The organism is Prevotella jejuni, from assembly GCF_900187995.1.
GTDB lineage: Bacteria > Bacteroidota > Bacteroidia > Bacteroidales > Bacteroidaceae > Prevotella > Prevotella jejuni.
This window is the reverse complement of record NZ_FZNZ01000018.1, coordinates 63,771-81,476: the sequence shown is the minus strand read 5'-3', so window position 1 is coordinate 81,476 and position 17,706 is coordinate 63,771. Positions and strand designations below refer to the sequence as shown.

At 43.6% G+C, this 17,706-nt stretch carries 10 protein-coding genes, 1 tRNA gene and 1 pseudogene; 4 read left to right on the top strand and 8 right to left on the bottom strand.

Going from position 1 to position 17,706, the window contains the following annotated elements; all coding sequences use genetic code 11:
• Positions 1-101: 101 nt before the first annotated feature.
• Positions 102-917, top strand: a pseudogene (locus tag CHB62_RS08380) (C1 family peptidase); the annotation flags it as partial.
• A gap of 340 nt (positions 918-1,257) precedes the next feature.
• Here the strand turns inward: CHB62_RS08380 and CHB62_RS08375 are convergent.
• Both CHB62_RS08375 and CHB62_RS08370 read right to left on the bottom strand, forming a co-directional pair.
• A complete protein-coding gene (locus CHB62_RS08375; protein WP_009011503.1) occupies positions 1,258-2,877 on the bottom strand; it encodes a RagB/SusD family nutrient uptake outer membrane protein in 1,620 nt (539 codons plus the stop codon).
• A gap of 32 nt (positions 2,878-2,909) precedes the next feature.
• A complete protein-coding gene (locus tag CHB62_RS08370) occupies positions 2,910-5,645 on the bottom strand; it encodes a SusC/RagA family TonB-linked outer membrane protein (RefSeq protein WP_089366477.1) in 2,736 nt (911 codons plus the stop codon).
• A 171-nt stretch (positions 5,646-5,816) separates the two neighbouring features.
• On the opposite strand from CHB62_RS08370, the gene CHB62_RS08365 reads away from it, so the two are divergent.
• Positions 5,817-8,984 (top strand): glycoside hydrolase family 2 TIM barrel-domain containing protein, encoded by a 3,168-nt coding sequence (locus CHB62_RS08365; RefSeq protein WP_089366476.1) that lies wholly within the window; start codon positions 5,817-5,819, stop codon positions 8,982-8,984.
• A gap of 221 nt (positions 8,985-9,205) precedes the next feature.
• On the opposite strand, the gene CHB62_RS08360 is transcribed toward CHB62_RS08365, so the two are convergent.
• The 4 genes from CHB62_RS08360 to rsfS form a co-directional block, all read right to left on the bottom strand.
• The gene (locus tag CHB62_RS08360; RefSeq protein ID WP_009011506.1) at positions 9,206-9,853 is read right to left on the bottom strand and encodes a SprT-like domain-containing protein; all 648 of its coding nucleotides are present in this window, start codon (positions 9,851-9,853) and stop codon (positions 9,206-9,208) included.
• A gap of 81 nt (positions 9,854-9,934) precedes the next feature.
• Positions 9,935-10,807 carry a phosphatidate cytidylyltransferase gene (locus CHB62_RS08355; protein WP_089366475.1) on the bottom strand — a complete coding sequence of 291 codons (873 nt, stop codon included), beginning with the start codon at positions 10,805-10,807 and terminating at the stop codon, positions 9,935-9,937.
• A gap of 14 nt (positions 10,808-10,821) precedes the next feature.
• Positions 10,822-12,852 carry an ATP-dependent zinc metalloprotease FtsH gene (gene ftsH, locus CHB62_RS08350; RefSeq protein ID WP_009011508.1) on the bottom strand — a complete coding sequence of 677 codons (2,031 nt, stop codon included), beginning with the start codon at positions 12,850-12,852 and terminating at the stop codon, positions 10,822-10,824.
• 49 nt (positions 12,853-12,901) lie between these two features.
• Entirely contained in the window at positions 12,902-13,261 is a 360-nt protein-coding gene (gene rsfS, locus CHB62_RS08345) for a ribosome silencing factor (protein ID WP_009011509.1), read from the bottom strand.
• A 237-nt stretch (positions 13,262-13,498) separates the two neighbouring features.
• On the opposite strand from rsfS, the gene CHB62_RS08340 reads away from it, so the two are divergent.
• Together CHB62_RS08340 and CHB62_RS08335 are read left to right on the top strand one after the other, a co-directional pair.
• Positions 13,499-13,569: transfer RNA gene (locus CHB62_RS08340), tRNA-Gln, on the top strand.
• Between the two features lie 74 nt (positions 13,570-13,643).
• Positions 13,644-14,030: a rhodanese-like domain-containing protein gene (locus tag CHB62_RS08335; protein WP_009011510.1), complete on the top strand. Its 387-nt coding sequence runs from the start codon at positions 13,644-13,646 to the stop codon at positions 14,028-14,030.
• Positions 14,031-14,353: 323 nt separating this feature from the next.
• On the opposite strand, the gene CHB62_RS08325 is transcribed toward CHB62_RS08335, so the two are convergent.
• Both CHB62_RS08325 and CHB62_RS08320 read right to left on the bottom strand, forming a co-directional pair.
• On the bottom strand, positions 14,354-16,243 hold the full coding sequence (locus CHB62_RS08325) for a DUF349 domain-containing protein (protein WP_089366473.1): 1,890 nt from the start codon (positions 16,241-16,243) through the stop codon (positions 14,354-14,356).
• Positions 16,244-16,400: 157 nt separating this feature from the next.
• Positions 16,401-17,327: a magnesium transporter CorA family protein gene (locus CHB62_RS08320; protein ID WP_009011512.1), complete on the bottom strand. Its 927-nt coding sequence runs from the start codon at positions 17,325-17,327 to the stop codon at positions 16,401-16,403.
• Positions 17,328-17,706: the final 379 nt, after the last annotated feature.

Below are 17,706 nucleotides of genomic sequence, written 5' to 3'. Positions count from 1 at the left end.
AAGAAACTCGCTCGTTTCCAAATCGTAACCCTTTTCTTCTTTATTCGGTGTTATTCTATTGATTATCTGAAAGATATAAAATTCTGAAATCTTTTTCGGGGATAGTGTCGTCAAAACTACGTGAGTATGGACTGGAATTACGTAAGATGGTAGCTGAAAAGAAATCGAAGGCAGCTATTAAGGCACGTAAGACAGAGATGTTGGGTAGTATCTATCATATTCTCTCACTTTCTTTGGGCGAGCCTGTGAAGACTTTTACCTTTGCTTTTAAGGATAAGAACGGCAAGCAGATTGGTAAGGCAAAGACCTATACTCCACAGCAATTCTATAAAGAAACGGTGGGCGGACCACTTAATGGTACGTTCATTATGGCCATGAATGACCCTCGTCGTCCTTACTATAAGACCTACGAGATAGAGTATGATCGCCACACCTACGATGGTCATAACTGGAAGTATGTGAACCTCCCTATGGAGGAGATAGCAAAGATGGCGATTGCTTCTTTGAAGGATTCGACGAAGATGTACACCAGTTATGATGTTGGTAAGCAGCTCGATCGCAAGCGTGGTTACCTTGACTTGGATAACTATGACTATGGGACACTTTTTGGAACGACCTTCCCAATGAACAAGGCAGAGCGCATAGCGACCTTTGACAGTGGTTCTACGCATGCGATGACACTTACGGCAGTAGACTTAGATGAGAACGGTCAGCCTAAGAAATGGAAGGTTGAGAACTCTTGGAGTGCCTCTTATGGTCAGAATGGTTACTTGATTATGAGTAATCCTTGGTTCAATGAATACACCTTCCGTCTGGTTGTTGACAATAAGTATGTACCAGAGAATATTTTGAAGGTTGCCCAGCAGAAGCCTATCATGGTTGTGCCTGAGGACCCATTGTTCCAAGAGGACATGTAAAGCCCCACCCCCTATTTATCCAAAGGAGGGAAGGGAGGATAAGCTGGTGACGGTAGACTTGCTAAGTCAAGAGGGTTGACAGGCCTAAGAGCTGAGGCATACAGACTATCCTTTCTTACAACTTTAGCATAATGAAAACGCAGGGAAAGACGGAATTGTCTATCTCTGCGTTTTTTAGTTTATACTACTCTTGTTTTCAATATAGGGGTGATTGCCCTCTTCCCGATATTCCCTTGTAGTGGAATAGGGGGGGTATCGCTCCTTGTGTCGATGATGAAACAGCATGCTCTACATTGTAAAGGTAGAGGCAGCCAGCTGTCAGACAGGCGAAAGATAACCATTAACTCTGATACCCCTTATTCTGTTTTAGCTTTTCATTGAGGTCTAATGCTCGTGAAGGAATAGGGAAGACAATAGTATGTCGGTCGGCTTCTGTTGCAGGTGCAGTACGTTGGTCGTAGGACTGATGGAAGCGATCAAAGCGGATGAGGTCGTTGCGGCGCCAGCCTTCCCACATCAGTTCCATAAGGCGTTCGGCCAAGATATTATCCAAGGTAGCTGTTCTGTAGCCCATTCCACTACGACTTCTGACGAGGTTAAGTTCCCTATCACCATTCTCTCCATTGCGTACTTCGGCCTCTGCCTTCATCAGTAACACATCAGCATAACGGAAGAGAACAATGTCGTTATCAGGGCTTTTACCATCGTTAAAGGCGGTACGGTCCACCTCATACTTAGCCATTCTTGCCCCTGCCGTCTTGATATATGGGCTGTTTGTGAGGGTTGGCTCTACTGCAAGTGGTACATAGACAAGCGGCTGACCATTCTCTAAACGGATGATATTCCCGTCTACACGAACCGTGTCAGAGTAGAGGTTGTAGGCGTAACGATTGTCTACATGGTTAGTTCCATAGCCGAAAGTCCTCACAGTTGAGACGGTTGCTGAGGCTCCATTCTCAGAGCTTGTACCAAAGGCACCGCCATGTGCGTAGTGACGAGAGCGGAACAGATACTGGAACTGACTCTTATAAAGGTGTTTGTCGAGCGGGATGATAAAGATATTCTCTGGTGAATCCTCATTGTGAACATAGAAGTTACTGAGATAGTCTGGTGCTAAGGTGAAGCCATCGGCAGTCACCTTATCACAGTAATACTTGCAGGCTTGCCATATATTCATCTGTTGACCGTCAACAGTAAAGTAAGTTTGCCTACCATCAGGACGCTGATTGTCGGTCCAATCGGCATCAGAGTAGACCTCACCATTAAGCATTAACTTAGCAAGGAGGAAGTTGGCAACAGAGCGTGTCACACGTCCATAATACACGCCAGCATGGTTGCTATGCCCTGTAGGGAGTAGGGGAGCGACCTCTTGCAGTTCCTTAACAATGAACTTATATACCTCAGGACGACTTGCCTGTTCAGCGTTTTCAGTATCTTCATTTACTGTTGTTACTAAGGGAATATTGCCGAACATGTCCATAAGATAATAGTAGTATAAGGCACGAATAGCCCTAACCTCTGCCTTATAAGTCTTATACTGTTCGTCAGTTAGCAGTTGTTTATGTCGTTCGATAGTAGAAAGTCCATCATTACTGAACACGATCACCTTATATAAATATTTCCATGTGTCGTAGAGCGGTTTGCTATCTTCGGCCCAGTTGTGTGTGTATAAGTCAATCCAAAAACCTCCGTCATACCAGTCACCACCACGAATAGGGATGATGGCCTCGTCGGTTGTGAACGTATTATAGTCGTACACACCCCGATAGGTACCTTGTAGTCCTTCACTGTCTTTGTCGCCGCCAATGTAATTATATAAGGTTGCAACAGCATTGACATACACGTCTTTGTCTGTAGTGTAGACTTGTTGCTCGTCAAGTCGGTCTTTGCTGTTTTCGTCCAAACAGCCCGTAAGGGAGATGAGGGCCATGAACAGGAGTGGTCGAAGTAGGTATTTCATACTTGATAGTTGTTTATGTTGCGTTAAAGTACTTAGAACTTAATGCTCACACCGATAGAGTAGGTACGATAAGGAGGGTAGGTTCGCTTGTCGTCAATACCTAAGGTGTTGTCTACTACATAGCTGTTGATGATTGGTGTTAAGCCACTGTAGCCTGTGATAGTAGCAAGGTTGTTGATGCTAAAAGACATGCGTAGAGAATTGATATACTTGTTTTTAACGGGTGTGTTCCAGCCTATCGTGAGATAATCAAAGTTCAGGTAATCACCGCGTTCCAGCCAGTAGTCAGTCACATTCTGGTCTACAATGTTCCGTGAAGGAGCTTCTGCAAGCACGTTATAGTCAGGGAAATTCGACATGTTCATAAACGACAGTGCCGTACCATTAAATATCTTATGTCCGAAAGCACCGTTCATTTGTAGAGAGATGTCGAAGTCTTTGTATCTGAAACTTATATTAGAACCCAGCGTCATCTTAGGTGTTGCCTGTCCTGCAATATACCGATCACCATGGTCGCTGAGGTCGATTACGTTGTCATTGTTTAAGTCGGCAATGTCATACTTGTAGTGTCCATGTCCGTTGTCAACAATTCCTTTGCAGTGAGGAAGATAGAAAACGCCTAAGGGTTGACCTACTATCTGATAAAGAATATCACTATATCCACCATGGAAACCAGCACCATTCATACCACCGATAGGGGTTATTTCTGATGCAGTCATCTGTCTTCCATTATGTTTACCATTGAGTGACAGGAGTCTATTCCGTTGCCATGCCATATTGATATTGACGTTGAGCTCCATGTCTTTCTTTGATATAGGAACAAGGCCAATACCCACTTCAAAACCGCTGTTAGACATAGATCCGATATTTGCTAATAGCTTGTCAAAGGCGAAGGTAGGTACTGGTACGTCGTATTCATAGAGCATATCTGTTGTCTTGGAATAGTAGTACTCTGCCGTAAGAAGGAGTCGGTTGTTGAACAAACCAAGGTCGGTACCGATATTGAAAGTGCTGCGTGTCTCCCAACGTAAGTCTGGATTACTATTACGCAAGGTACCCATTGTCACAGTAGGTGTACCGTTGTATGGCACTAAACCTACTGGGATATACTGTCTTAAAGTAAGATAAGAACTAATGCCACCAAGGTTTCCTGACCTACCATAGCCCGTTCGGAGGTTCAATAGACTAATGGTATTGCAGTTACGAAGGAACCTTTCCTTCTTTAAATCCCAGCTTGCTGAGATAGAAGGGAAGATACCCCAGGTATGATCTTTGCCTACCATTGACGAACCATCAGCACGTGTTGTCAGGTTAAGGGTGTATCTGTCGAGTAGCGTATAGGATAGAGTACCCATAAAAGAGGTAAGACTTGGGTCGGCATAGCTGCTTCCTGTTCCTCCGTACGGGCGGTCAGAGCCTGCTGCAAGATTGTCATAACCAAAGTTGTTGTTGGTCAATCCCTTTACTTGAGTCCAAAAGGCAGCTACCTTTCTCTTCTGATATTCAGCGAGGAGGGTGGCTGACAAGGCATTTGCACCCCAATGGTTCTTCCAGTCAAGAGAGATGTTTCCTAACATATCTTCGGTCTTTCGCTCTCCTCTATACGCCAATCCCTGTGCCCAAACCCACGTAGGAGCAAACTTACCATTCTCTGTTGAGGTGTAAGAATAGGAACCTAAGGCCGCTAATTGTAGGTTATGTGCTAACTGCAAAGATAATTGCAGGTGAGAATTGAACGTGAGATTCTTCTCATCATTACGCTCAAACAGCAGTGGTTCTGTTGGTCCTATCTGTGAAGCATTACCGTTCCTCTGCCATCCTGTTCCTACCTTATGGAAGGGGAGGGTAGGGTTCATAGCAGCGGTAGAGTAGGATAATGCTTGTATATCAAATATCTTATCGTCTTGTTGAGAAGAGCCGAACACACCGAAGTCTATCTTTAGCTTCTCATCAAAAGCAAGCTGTGAGATATCCAACTTAGCCACGAAGTTATTGTAGTTCTTGTCCTTAATGACCGTTTGTCCACGTACATAGCCTAATGAGGCACGATAGTTAGACTTGTCACTACCCCCACTAAAAGCAACGTGATGCGAGTTTACGAAGCCTGTTCGTACTATTTCCTTTTGGAAATCGGTATCATAACCCTTGTCAACATAGTCTAATCCCAATGCTTTAGCCGCACTTATGTACTCTGCAGCATTAAGCATTCGAAGGCGTTTGTACACTACATCGAAGCCTGCAGTCCCATCATAATAGATTTGAAACTTACCGCCATTACCACGTTTCGTCTTTACTTCGATAACACCCGCTGCTCCTCTTGAACCATACTTAGATGTTTCAGAGGCATTCTTTAGGATAGTAAAGCTTTCTATATCAGCCGGGTAGATAGTGGAAAGAGTAGCTAAATCAGACGAGACACCATCTATGAGGACCAGAGGGTCGTTGCCTCCTGTAAGCGAAGTGGTACCACGAACGCGCACACTGGTCAACATTGCCATTCGATCCTGTCCACTTGTTACGACATTCACACCAACGGCTTGTCCAGAGAGGGCGCTGATGGCTGAGTTTACCAAACCTTTATTCATCTGTTTCTCACCTACCTTTGCCATAGAACCGACAATAGGAAGGGTGTCATTGACGATAAATAATGGCTGCTTATGTTTGTGAGTAATTGCCTTATGTCTGCTCTGTGCATTTGCTACAGTGGTAGAACTAATCATCAAAAGGCAACAAACAATTGAGCGGTTTAGGGAGTGTTGTCTGGCCATATTAGGATACAATAAATGTTATTTATACTGATTATCTATGCAAATATACGTGTTTTTCGGGATATAAGTCGACGATTACAGTTTTTTTTGTTAATTTTGTTGTGTTATCCTTATATATGCTCTTTGTGTGAGTTAAGGAACTTTAAGATAGAAACCTAAATAGTTATCAATATGGAAAAGTTATTTCTAACAGCATTACTGATGGGTATGTCTGTTACTGGTGTTCGTGCGCAGAATACTGTTCAAGCGCCAACTTTCACCGAGTGGCATGACCTTCAAGTAAATGCTGTCAATCGTTTTGCAACGCATACGGACTTTTTTGCTTTCGCACTAGTGGCGGATGTGCATGGAACAAAGTTAGATAGGAAGAAATCGGCTAATTACCTTTCACTCGATGGGGACTGGAAGTTCAATTGGGTTGAGAATGCTGATCAGCGTCCAACAGACTTCTTTCGTACGGATTTCGACGATTCTCAGTGGACGACCTTCCCTGTTCCTGGTATCTGGGAGATGAATGGCTATGGTGATCCTGTCTATGTTAACATCGGTTTTGCATGGCGAGGTAATTTCAAGAATAACCCTCCCGAGGTTCCTATCAAGGAGAATCACGTAGGGTCTTATCGTCGTACTCTTCGTCTACCAGACAACTGGGATGGCAAACAAGTTATTGCTCATTTTGGTTCAGTGACGTCTTGTATATATCTGTGGGTGAATGGTAAGTTCGTTGGTTATAGTGAAGACTCTAAGATAGGGCCAGAGTTTGACGTGACGAAGTATCTTAAGAAGGGTGAAAACCAGTTTGCTTTCCAAGTGTTCCGATGGTCGGATGGCAGTTATTGTGAGGACCAAGACTTCTGGAGACTCAGTGGCGTTGCACGTGAGAGTTATCTCTATGCACGTGATGCTAAGCAGCATTTGAAAGATATCCGTGTAACGCCTGACCTCGTAAATGATTACAAGGACGGTACGCTCAGCGTCAATCTCCAGTTAGCGGGTAATACAAAGGCTTTCTTAATCTTGGAAGATGCGGATAATAATCTTACTGCCAAGGATGTTGTTACACCTGATAAGGCAGGACAGGCTACGGCTTTTATGGAACTCAGAAACCCAGAGAAGTGGACTGCTGAAACTCCTTATCTCTACAATCTCTATGTTTATGTAGAGGATACCAAGACTGGTAAGGCTATTGAGATAATCCCTCTAAAGGTTGGTTTCCGTAAGGTTGAGATTAAGAACTCGCAGGTGTTGGTGAATGGTCAGCCTGTTCTCTTCAAGGGAGTCAACCGTCATGAGATGGACCCAGACGGAGGCTATGTTGTTACACGTGAGCGAATGCTTCAAGATATCAAGCTGATGAAGCGGTTGAACGTCAATGCCGTGCGCACATGTCACTATCCTGACGACCCTATATGGTACGACCTTTGCGACGAGTATGGCCTCTACGTCGTTGCTGAAGCTAATCAGGAGAGTCATGGCTTTGGTTATAATAAGGATGCAGTGTCTGGTAGTCCACTCTTTGCAAAGCAGATTATGGAACGTAACCAGCATAATGTTGGGACAAAGTTTAATCATACAAGTATCATATTTTGGAGTTTAGGTAACGAAACTTGCTACAGTAAGAACTTCGATGCGGCGTACGATTGGATTAAGTCGCAGGACAAGAGCCGTCCTGTACAGTATGAACGTGCAGAGCTGAATGGCTATGCTACGGATATCTTCTGTCCGATGTACTATCCTCCAAAGGCTTGTGAGGAGTATTCAAAGGATGATAAATACACCCGACCACTTATCCAATGCGAGTATAACCACACCATGGGTAACTCTGGAGGAAACTTGAAAGAATACTGGGACCTCGTCCGTAAGTATCCAAAGTTCCAAGGTGGATTTGATTGGGACTTTGTTGATCAGGGCTTACACCGCAACCCTAAGTTCAATGCTGCTCGTAGGTTGGAGGATTATGAACGGGCGGCTGATGCAGTAGATGCGAAGACTGAGTACACATACGGGGGTGATTATAATAAGACGGACCCATCGGACAATAACTTCAACTGCAATGGTATGATTGGTCCTGACCGTCAGCTTAATCCACATGCGTACGAGGTTGCCTACGAGTATCAGAATATATGGGTGCATCCTGTCGACCTTAAACATGGAAAGATAGCTGTTTATAATGAATATTTCTTCCGTGATCTTAGCAACTATCGCATGGAATGGAGTCTTGTCAACGATGGTAAGACAGTAGAGAAGGGTACGATTGAACAGCTGAAGGTCGCACCGCAGCAGACTGTTGAATACACTTTGCCTATCACAGGTAAGGAGTTTGATGGCGAAGTTCTATTGAATGTCGACTTTAAGTTAAAGTCGGCTGAACCATTAATGGCTGCTGGTCAGACTGTTGCTGAGATGCAAATGGAGGTGCAGCCTTGGCAACCTATGCCAAAGATGGAGCCTGTTGCAAAGAGTAAGGTGAAGGTTACAGATAACGTGAAAGCGGGTTTTGTAGACTTTGCAGGTAATAACTTTAACATTGTCTTCGACCGTAAGACTGGCTTCCTCAGTAGTTATCAAGTTGATGGGCGTAACTTCTTGGGTGAAGGCGGTAGTCTGAAGCCTAATTTCTGGCGTGCTATGACAGACAATGACATGGGAACGAACTTCCAAAACCGCCTGTCTGTGTGGAAGAACCCTAACATGACTCTTAGGTCATTAGAGGTCGATAAGAAGATGAATCGCCTCACTGCTGTCTATGATATGCCACAGGTTGAGGGCCAGTTATGCCTTGTCTATCATGTAGCAACGGATGGTGCACTCCATGTAAGTATGGATATGGAGTTGAAGGAAGGCAGCAAAGCACCTCAACTTCCTCGTTTCGGAGTGTTGATGCAGTTGCCTTATAATATGGATAGGTCGGTATTCTATGGTCGTGGACCTATCGAGAACTATGCTGATCGTAAGCTTTCTCAGCGCATCGGGATATATGAGCAGACTGCTGACAAGCAATTCTATCCTTACATTCGACCACAGGAAACGGGTACGAAAAGCGATATTCGCTGGTGGCAACAGACTGATAACGGTGGTCATGGGTTCCGTGTACTGTTTGATGAGGCTGCTTTCTCTGCCAGCGCATTACACTATAATATCTCTGACCTTGATGAAGGACGTGAGAAACATCAGCGACATAGCTATCAGGTGCCACTCTCTAAGTACACTAATCTTACTTTAGATGCTGCAATGATGGGTGTGGGTGGTATTGACAGCTGGGGTGCTGAACCATTAAAGAAGTATCAGTTGCCAGCTGAAAACCGTGCTATGCACTTCTGGATTGTACCAGTTTACTAAGCTGATAGGCATATTTTATAATACAGAAAACGCCTTTGCGGGACTCCTGCAAAGGCGTTTTTGTATTATTTCAGTAGGGTGTACATCCCCCATGGGGTAGTTGTTTCTAATTTTTTTTCATGAAGAAAAATATTTTTCTTCATGAAAAAAAATATTTCTTGTCGTGAAAATAATTCTTTCTTGTCGTGAAAATAATTCGGATAAGGGACTCTATGAGACTTTTATTTGAGTCGTTTCATCTTCTCAATCATCGTTGTATAGACCTCTTTCGACACTTGTTTGCCCCGTAAAGAACGCACGCATGGCATGTTGTGGAAGTACTCGTCTTGTGATTGATACCATGCGTAATGAACTATCTCATGCATGCGAGCAAGAGAGAGCGACAATTTCCTTGCGAAAGAGGGGTTGACGGAAGAAAGGAAATATTTGCCATCTTTCATCTCTAACGCTAATATGAGAAAGTTCTTGGATTGTTGTGCTATGCGAGGTTGGAGGTTGCGTGTGCGCACGGAGATGGTGATGTGTCTGCCGAAAGTACGGTTTATCTTGTCCATCATACCCCGGAAGACAATGCCATGTGGAGCGGTGTCTTTCAGACCTGTGTAGGCGATGGTGTAGTGTATCATCTCGTGAATGAGCACATCGTCTATCTCCTCCTTCGTTAACTGATAATAGTTAGAGACGGAAATACAATAGTCATAATACGTCGTACGCCCTAAGCTCATCTTTCTTTTGCATGCCATCTGTCCCAATCGAGTCTTAGCATACGACCACTTTAGCTTTGGTACGGGTAGTTTACCACCAAAGATGAGGGCATTGTAATAGTCGAAAGCTTGTCGAAGACAATCTACTATGGGTGTTGTGTTCATTGTCAGAATATGATGAGGTTATAAACACGATAGGGACAGACGGCTTTGTCTGTCCCTATACGTCTGTTATATCATTATTAATCAGTGTTGAATCCAGAAGGTCAGCGTGTAGAGATACACGACAGCTGCTGGTATTGCTAAGAGAGAAGAGTCGAAACGGTCGAGCATTCCACCATGTCCTGGTAAGATGTTACCGCTATCCTTAACACCGAGTGTACGTTTAAGAAGACTCTCTACAAGGTCGCCCCACGTCCCGAAGAATACGACGACGAGTCCAAGACCTACCCATGCAGGAATACTTAGCACGTGAGGTGTACCACTGTTGTTGGCGAAGTAGCCAATGACACCAGCCACAATCAGAACGAGAATACCGCCACCGATACTTCCTTCCCAGCTCTTTTTAGGACTGATACGTGGGAAGAGTTTATGCTTGCCAAAGAGCGATCCACATACGTAAGCGCCTGTGTCGTTGGTCCAAAGGAAGATGAAGATACTCAACGGAAGGAGGAAGTCAAAAGTTATCTGGCCCGGTCCTACCTGTTGAAAAGCCAATACGTTAATCAAAGAGAAAGGCAGTACGATGTACATCTGGCCTAACATCGTGTATGCCCAACTGTTGACAGGGTTCTCATTCTTCAAGTAGAGTTCTGAAATAAACATGTAGATGATGGTCAGAACATAGGGTACAAAGACGATGAAACCTTCAATGGGTGTCACACATAGCCCTGCAACCGACAGAAAGAAATAGACACCTGCGATGGTTGATATAAACCGGTTTACCTTTACTCCTTTGATGTTGTTCACCAGTCCAGTGTATTCCCATACGGAAAGGCCCGTGATGAGTGCGAAAAGAGCAATCAGTCCGTGAGGGTGAAGGATACCTAACACCATCGCAACAACGAAGAACACACCCGTTATAGCCCTTATAATCAAGTTCTTTAGTTTATCACTCATAACTGTATAGATGTTTATAAGTCACTGGCTTTGTCGTTTTCTTCCTTTGCCTTCATTGCTTCGTGCTCTGCTTGAGCTTGCTTAACCTCTTCTGGCATATCCTCTAATTTAGGCTGAGAGTTCTCCTCCTGGTGGAGTAACTCATCTGTGCGACTTACCCATGGACGCTTTCCGAAGATTTCTTCAACGTCTTCTGCCATGATAACCTCACGTTCAACAAGAAGTTGTGCCAGGCGGTTATGACCCTCTTTATGCTCTGAGAGGATTTGCTTTGCACGTGCATACTGTCCGTTAACCATCTTCAGTACTTCTTCATCGATGGTCTTAGCCGTCGTGTCAGAGTATGGCTTCTGGAAGTTGTATTCGTCATTATTATAATAACAGATGTTTGGCAACTTGTCACTCATACCTGCATAAGCTATCATACCGTATGCACTCTTAGTGGCACGCTCGAGGTCGTTTATCGCTCCTGTGGATATATGACCAGTGAAGAGTTCCTCTGCTGCACGTCCACCCAGCAATGAACACATCTCGTCGAGCATCTGTTCCTTGGTGGTGATAGGGCGTTCCTCTGGTAAATACCATGCTGCACCGAGTGCCTGTCCACGTGGTACGATGCTCACCTTAACCAATGGGTTGGCATGTTCACAGAACCAACTAATCGTTGCATGACCAGCCTCATGGAGTGCGATGGTGCGCTTCTCGGCAGCTGTCAGTATCTTTGTCTTCTTCTCAAGACCACCGATGATACGATCGACAGCGTCAAGGAAATCCTGCTTTGTTACCTCTTTACTATCATGACGGGCTGCGATAAGTGCAGCTTCGTTACATACGTTAGCGATATCAGCACCTGAGAAACCTGGTGTCTGACGTGCGAGAAGGTCTATGTCGAGGTTCTTCTCTAACTTTAGGTTACGCATGTGAACAAGGAAAATCTCCTTGCGTTCAGGCAAGTCGGGTAGGTCAACGTGTATCTGACGGTCGAAACGTCCGGCACGAAGGAGGGCTTTGTCGAGCATGTCTACACGGTTGGTTGCTGCAAGAACGATAACACCTGAGTTCGTTCCGAAGCCGTCCATCTCTGTCAGAAGGGCGTTGAGTGTGTTCTCACGCTCATCGTTTCCTCCCATTGCTGGGTTCTTTGAACGCGCACGACCCACGGCATCAATCTCGTCAATAAAGATGATACAAGGTGACTTCTCCTTAGCTTGATGGAATACATCACGAACTCGACTGGCACCGACACCGACAAACATTTCAACGAAATCAGAACCACTCATAGAGAAGAAAGGTACTCCTGCTTCGCCTGCAACGGCCTTTGCCAAGAGCGTCTTACCCGTTCCCGGAGGTCCAACAAGCAGTGCTCCCTTAGGTATCTTACCGCCTAAGTCGGTGTATTTCTTAGGGTTCTTCAAGAACTCAACAATCTCTTCTACCTCCTGTTTAGCACCCGTCTGGCCCGCAACATCCTTGAAGGTGATGCCCATCTCATTGGCCTTTTCATAAAGCTTAGCCTTAGACTTGCCAACACTGAAGACACTACCGCCTCCGCTGCCACCTCCGCCCATGCGGCGCATGAGGAAATACCAGATACCAAAGAAGAATATCCATGGTGCGATAGAACCAAGAATATCAAGGATGGTATTGCTTGATTTGTTCTCATAACTATAGCTTGCAATCTTTTTTTGGGCTACAGCTTGATCGAGGAAAGTCTCAACTTTGTCAACAGACCCAATCTCTACGTTTACGTATGGGGCTGTTCCTACTTCTTTTGTGCCTTTCTTGAAGATGTCACGGATGTGGTTTGGGCTAACATACATGCGTAGGGTGTTGTCGTTCCTATTGATAACGACTTTCGTACCATAGCCTTTTGCAACATATTGCTTAAAGGTGGTATAATCCTTATCTACACCTGCACTTGACGGAAATATTCCATTTCCTCCCGCAAAGAACACTACTCCGAGGGCAATGATAACGAATATGTAAAGCCAATTCATATTGAATTTTGGCATATTCGGCTTGTTGTTCGGTTTTGAATTGTCCATTTTGAAGTTTTAATTTTGATATAACAAGGTTGATTACCGGGTTACTTTATCAGTCTAAATCAGGCAGAGTAATCAACTTGGCATCCTCCCAGAGGTGTTCTATATCATAGAAAGCACGTGTCTCTGGGGTAAAGATATGGACGATGACGTCCGCATAATCTATTGCAACCCACTGTGCATTACCGAGTCCAACACAGTTGATTGGCTTCTCACCGACGGCTTCACGAACATAGTCGCTCACCGATCCTGCAATAGATTCTACCTGTTGAGTGGAGTTACCCTGGCATATTACGAAATAGCGACAGATAGTACCATCAATCTCTGATAGGTCTGCAATAACTATGCCATGTCCTTTCTTATCTTGAATTCCTTTTGTTATAAGTTCTACTAATTTCTTTGTTTCTTCCATTAAGTTACATTATTATATGAGATGCAAAGGTAGCGTAAAAGGAATGAAGCACAAAATAAATTTTGTTTTATTTAGCAATTTGTTACCATTTGACGAAGTTGTCCACTTTAACCAACGTAGAACTCCATTAAAGAACAAATTTATCTCTTTTATTAAAAAAAGTCGTTAGAAGTTTTGGTAGTTAAAGAAAAAGTGCTAACTTTGCACTCGCAATTCGGAAATGAGTTGCTTAGTTATTGGGATATGGTGTAATGGTAACACTACAGATTCTGGTCCTGTCATTCCTGGTTCGAGTCCGGGTATCCCAACAAAGATGAGAGAGTTGAGTATTCAGCTCTCTTTTTTCATTTCATAAAGTATTTATCTTCTTACACAGTAGGGTATGAAAAAGTTTATTGCAGCCATTTTGGCAGTATTTGGAATAGGTATGGGTGCATCAGCACAAAGTGCGTACAAGAATGTTGATGTAAATGGTTTTGAACAGTTGATTAAGTCTGATTCTGTTCAGTTGGTGGATGTTCGCAGACTTAATGAGTATAAGGAAGGACATATTCCAGGCTCACTACATATCGACGTATTGGACTCTACATTTCTAACGAAGGCTCTTGCTACGCTTGACAAGCATCGTGCTTGTGCGGTTTATTGTCGTTCGGGGAAGCGTTCGGCTATGGCTGCTTCTCTTCTTAGCAAGGAAGGCTTTAAAGTAACTAACCTTTTAGGGGGTATCATAGCATGGAATGAGGCAAAGAAGAAGACGGTTAAGGAGTGACGAAACCATCTTTTAGATTAGATTCTATGTGTGACAGATACTCCTGTCATCTGTCTTTTTGAGTAAAGAAAAGTCTGTTCTCGATTTTTTTTCATGAAGAAAAATATTTTTTTTCATGAAGATAAATATTTCTTTTCACGATAAAAAATATTTCTTCTCATGAAGGTAAAATCGATAATGAAGCTTTGTTGGGAGTGGAGCTGTGGATGAAAGAGAACAAAGAAAGGGGCAATCCTGTGTGGAATTGCCCCTTTCTTAGTTTCTATTTTACCCTTCCCTCCGTCCTTTATTACCATGGACGAGCCTGGTAAGGATGTTATGTTTTATTTGTTTTCAGCATCAATTGCCTTAATCTTCTGCTTCACCTCTTCCATATCGTCTTTGAGTTTCTGAATACGACGGTTCATCTCATCAATAAGGCTATTGCCCTTCTTTGAACTAATATTGAGGAACCCAAGATTGTTCTCGTAGGTGTTTATCTCCTGTTTCAGTTGTTCGAAGCGTCTGAGGAGACGGCCGCGCTCGTTGTCAAGAGCATCTGCACCACGGTCTGCAACCTTCTTCAGATTGTTACGGAAGTTGTCAACACGCTTGCGAGCGGCAGAGATATGGAGGTCCTTATATATCTTGTCCAATACCTCATGATACTCTTTATAAAGCTTGTCTTTCTCCTTGTAAGGTACGTGCCCCACCTTATTATATTGCTCAGTCAGCTCTTGAACCTTCTCGTGCAAACCTTCCTCGGCCTTTTCTGCGTGTTCCTTCAATTGCTTGATGATGTCACGTTTCTTGTTCAGGTTCTCATGCTCCTCATTACGAGAGTCTGCATGGACAGCGTTACGAGCCTCAAAGAAATGGTTACAAGCAGCCAAGAAATCGTTCCATAGCTGGTCACCAATCTTCTTAGGAACCATACCAATGGTCTTCCACTCCTTCTGTAATGCAATGAGTTTGTCTGATGTTGCTTTCCAGTCAGTAGAGTCACTTAATGCCTTTGCCTTCTCAACAAGTGCCTTCTTCTTCTCTGCGTTCTCAGCAAACTGCTCTTTAAGCTGCTTGAAGAATTCGCCTTTACGGCCGAAGAAATCGTCACATGCAGCACGAAAACGCTCAAAGATCTTAACGTTCATCTTCTGTGGAGCAAAGCCGATAGTCTTCCATTCTTGCTGAATAGCTATTATCTCCTTTGTACGTTTCTCCCAATCAGCAGAGGTCTTATTCTCCTGTTTAGCGATATCCTCAACCTTTTCGCAGAGTGCAGTCTTCTTTGTTAGATTCTCTTCCTCATGGTTGCGAAGTGTCTCGAAATGCTGTTGATGGCGTTTGTTGATAACAGTACTTGCAGCCTTAAAGCGTGTCCAAATCTGTTCACGAAGCTCTTTTGCCACAGGACCAGTCTCTCGGTATTCCTGATGAAGCTCCTGTAACTGATGGAAAGCACTGATGATATCTGTTTCGTCAGCTAACTTTTCTGCAGCCTCACACAGTTTTGTCTTCTTCTCAAGATTCTTTTTGAAATCGTATTCTCGTGCCTCACGGTTGAGGTTTAACAAGTCGTAGAACTGTTCAACATAGAGTTGATAGTTACGCCAAAGCTCGTTAGCCTTTTCAGCAGGGACAAGTTTGATTTCTTTCCACTCCTGTTGTAGCTTCTTGAGCTTGTCGAAGTTCTTGTTAGCCTCATCTGGAGTAGTAGCCATCGCCTTAATCTGCTCAATGATAGACTCTTTCTTCTTCAGATTTTGCTGTTTCTCTTCTTCAAGTGCAAGGAACGCTTTCTGGCGTTTTTCTTTGATAATGGTCATCTCCGCCTTAAAGACTTCTTCGTCCTCATCAGGTAGTACCTGATATTTCTCAGGGTCTCCGCCATTGTTGAGATATTCCTTTTGTTGTGCTTCGCGCTCGGCAAAGTGCAACTTATAGAATACCGTTTTAAGGTGTTCCACTTCAGCTTTTTCAGGTGTTTCGTCACTGTCGACGATAGCCTTTAGACGCTCTATGATTTCCTTTTTTGAACTATACGCCTTTGCAGCAGGGTTTGTCTCCTCGCTTTCAGGCTGTGTTTCAACTGGCTGTTTGAGGTCTTCTGCTGCTTTAGTATTAGTTTCCTGTGCTTCTTCAGAATTATCTTTTGAGGCGTTAGTTACAACTTCTTCAGACAGCTTAACTTCTTCTGCACCCTGCTTCAGGGTATTTTCTTGAGAGTCCATCATTTCACTTTTTGTTTGTGATTTGGGTTTTTCCACATTCAAGGTTTCAGACCATTGCAAAGATGCCGGTAGTCTTCTACCATATAACATATCATTTGCAAACTTAGACAAAAAGTTTGAAAATACCTAATTTTAAGTTGTTTTTTTTTATTTCTCTGCTCTAAAGCAATCGTTTATGGCGTAGGAACCACCATGAAGCAACGGAAACAACGACTGATAAGAGCATTGCTACAGGGAATCCCCAAGGGTTTGTTTCCATTCCGTTGACGAGGTTCATACCGAAGAGAGAGGATATTAGCGTTGGCAACATCATGACAATAGACACCGAGGTGAGCGTACGCATCACGGTGTTCATGTTGTTGTTGATAATACTTGAGTAGGTATCCATTGTTGACTCAAGGATGTCTGAATAGATACTTGTCGTTTCTCGTGCCTGTGACATCTCAATGTTTACGTCTTCAATGAGGTCGGCATCCAACTCGTCTATCTGCAGTTTGAACTTCAACTTAGCCAGGAGGTTCTCGTTACCACGGATAGATGTGATGAAGTAAGTGAGCGAATCCTGTAGTCTACTTAGTCCGATAAGGCTCTCATTATCCACTCCTCTATCCAAGTTGTGTTTTGCCTTCTCAATCAAAGTACTGATTTGCTTCAGTCGTTTAAGGTACCATACGGCAGAAGAGAGGAAGAGACGGAAGATAAGGTCTACATAGTCGGTGAAGCCTTCATTCCTTTTTTGCTGATAGCTGACGAAGTCGAGCATCATATTCGTCTCAAAGTTACAAACCGTGATGGTCACATCTCTTTTATGAATGATACCCAATGGCACTGTAGTATAAGGTGTTCGTGAGCGTATCTCCTTCACGTATGGTATACGAAGGATAATCAGCATCCATCCATCATCATATTCATAGCGAGCTCGCTCATCGGTATCGCTGATATCCGATAAGAAATAGTCTGGAATATGAAAGGTGTCTTCGAGTTCTTGTTGGTCTTGTTCTGTTGGGCAAGTAACCTGAATCCAGCAGTTTGGCTGCCATTCTTTAATGGTATTCAGGGTTCCGTTAATGTTCCAATATGTCTTCATTAGCTAATCTCCATAGTTAAATAATAGGGTGGGGATTAGCAACTTCTTGTTGTAATCCTCACGTCTACGAATTGTAATTCTCCGCGTGATAATCGTCCATTTATAATCTACGTATTGGTTTTGTGAGTGCAAAATTAGACAAAAAAATCGGTTGTGGCAAACAAAAGATTAAGTTTTTCATTGTATAGCAAGGGCTGAATAGGTTTCATGAGAGAAAAGATGCCGAATGGTTGTGGGGGTATATTGCTTGTGTGACTATTATCGTGTATTATATATAAAAAGGTGTATTCTCAGCATCAATAGTATGATAAGAGACGCTATCTCTTTGTTTTATATTCCTGCTTTACGTTGGTTAATAGATTGTTAAGGGATGGTTTTG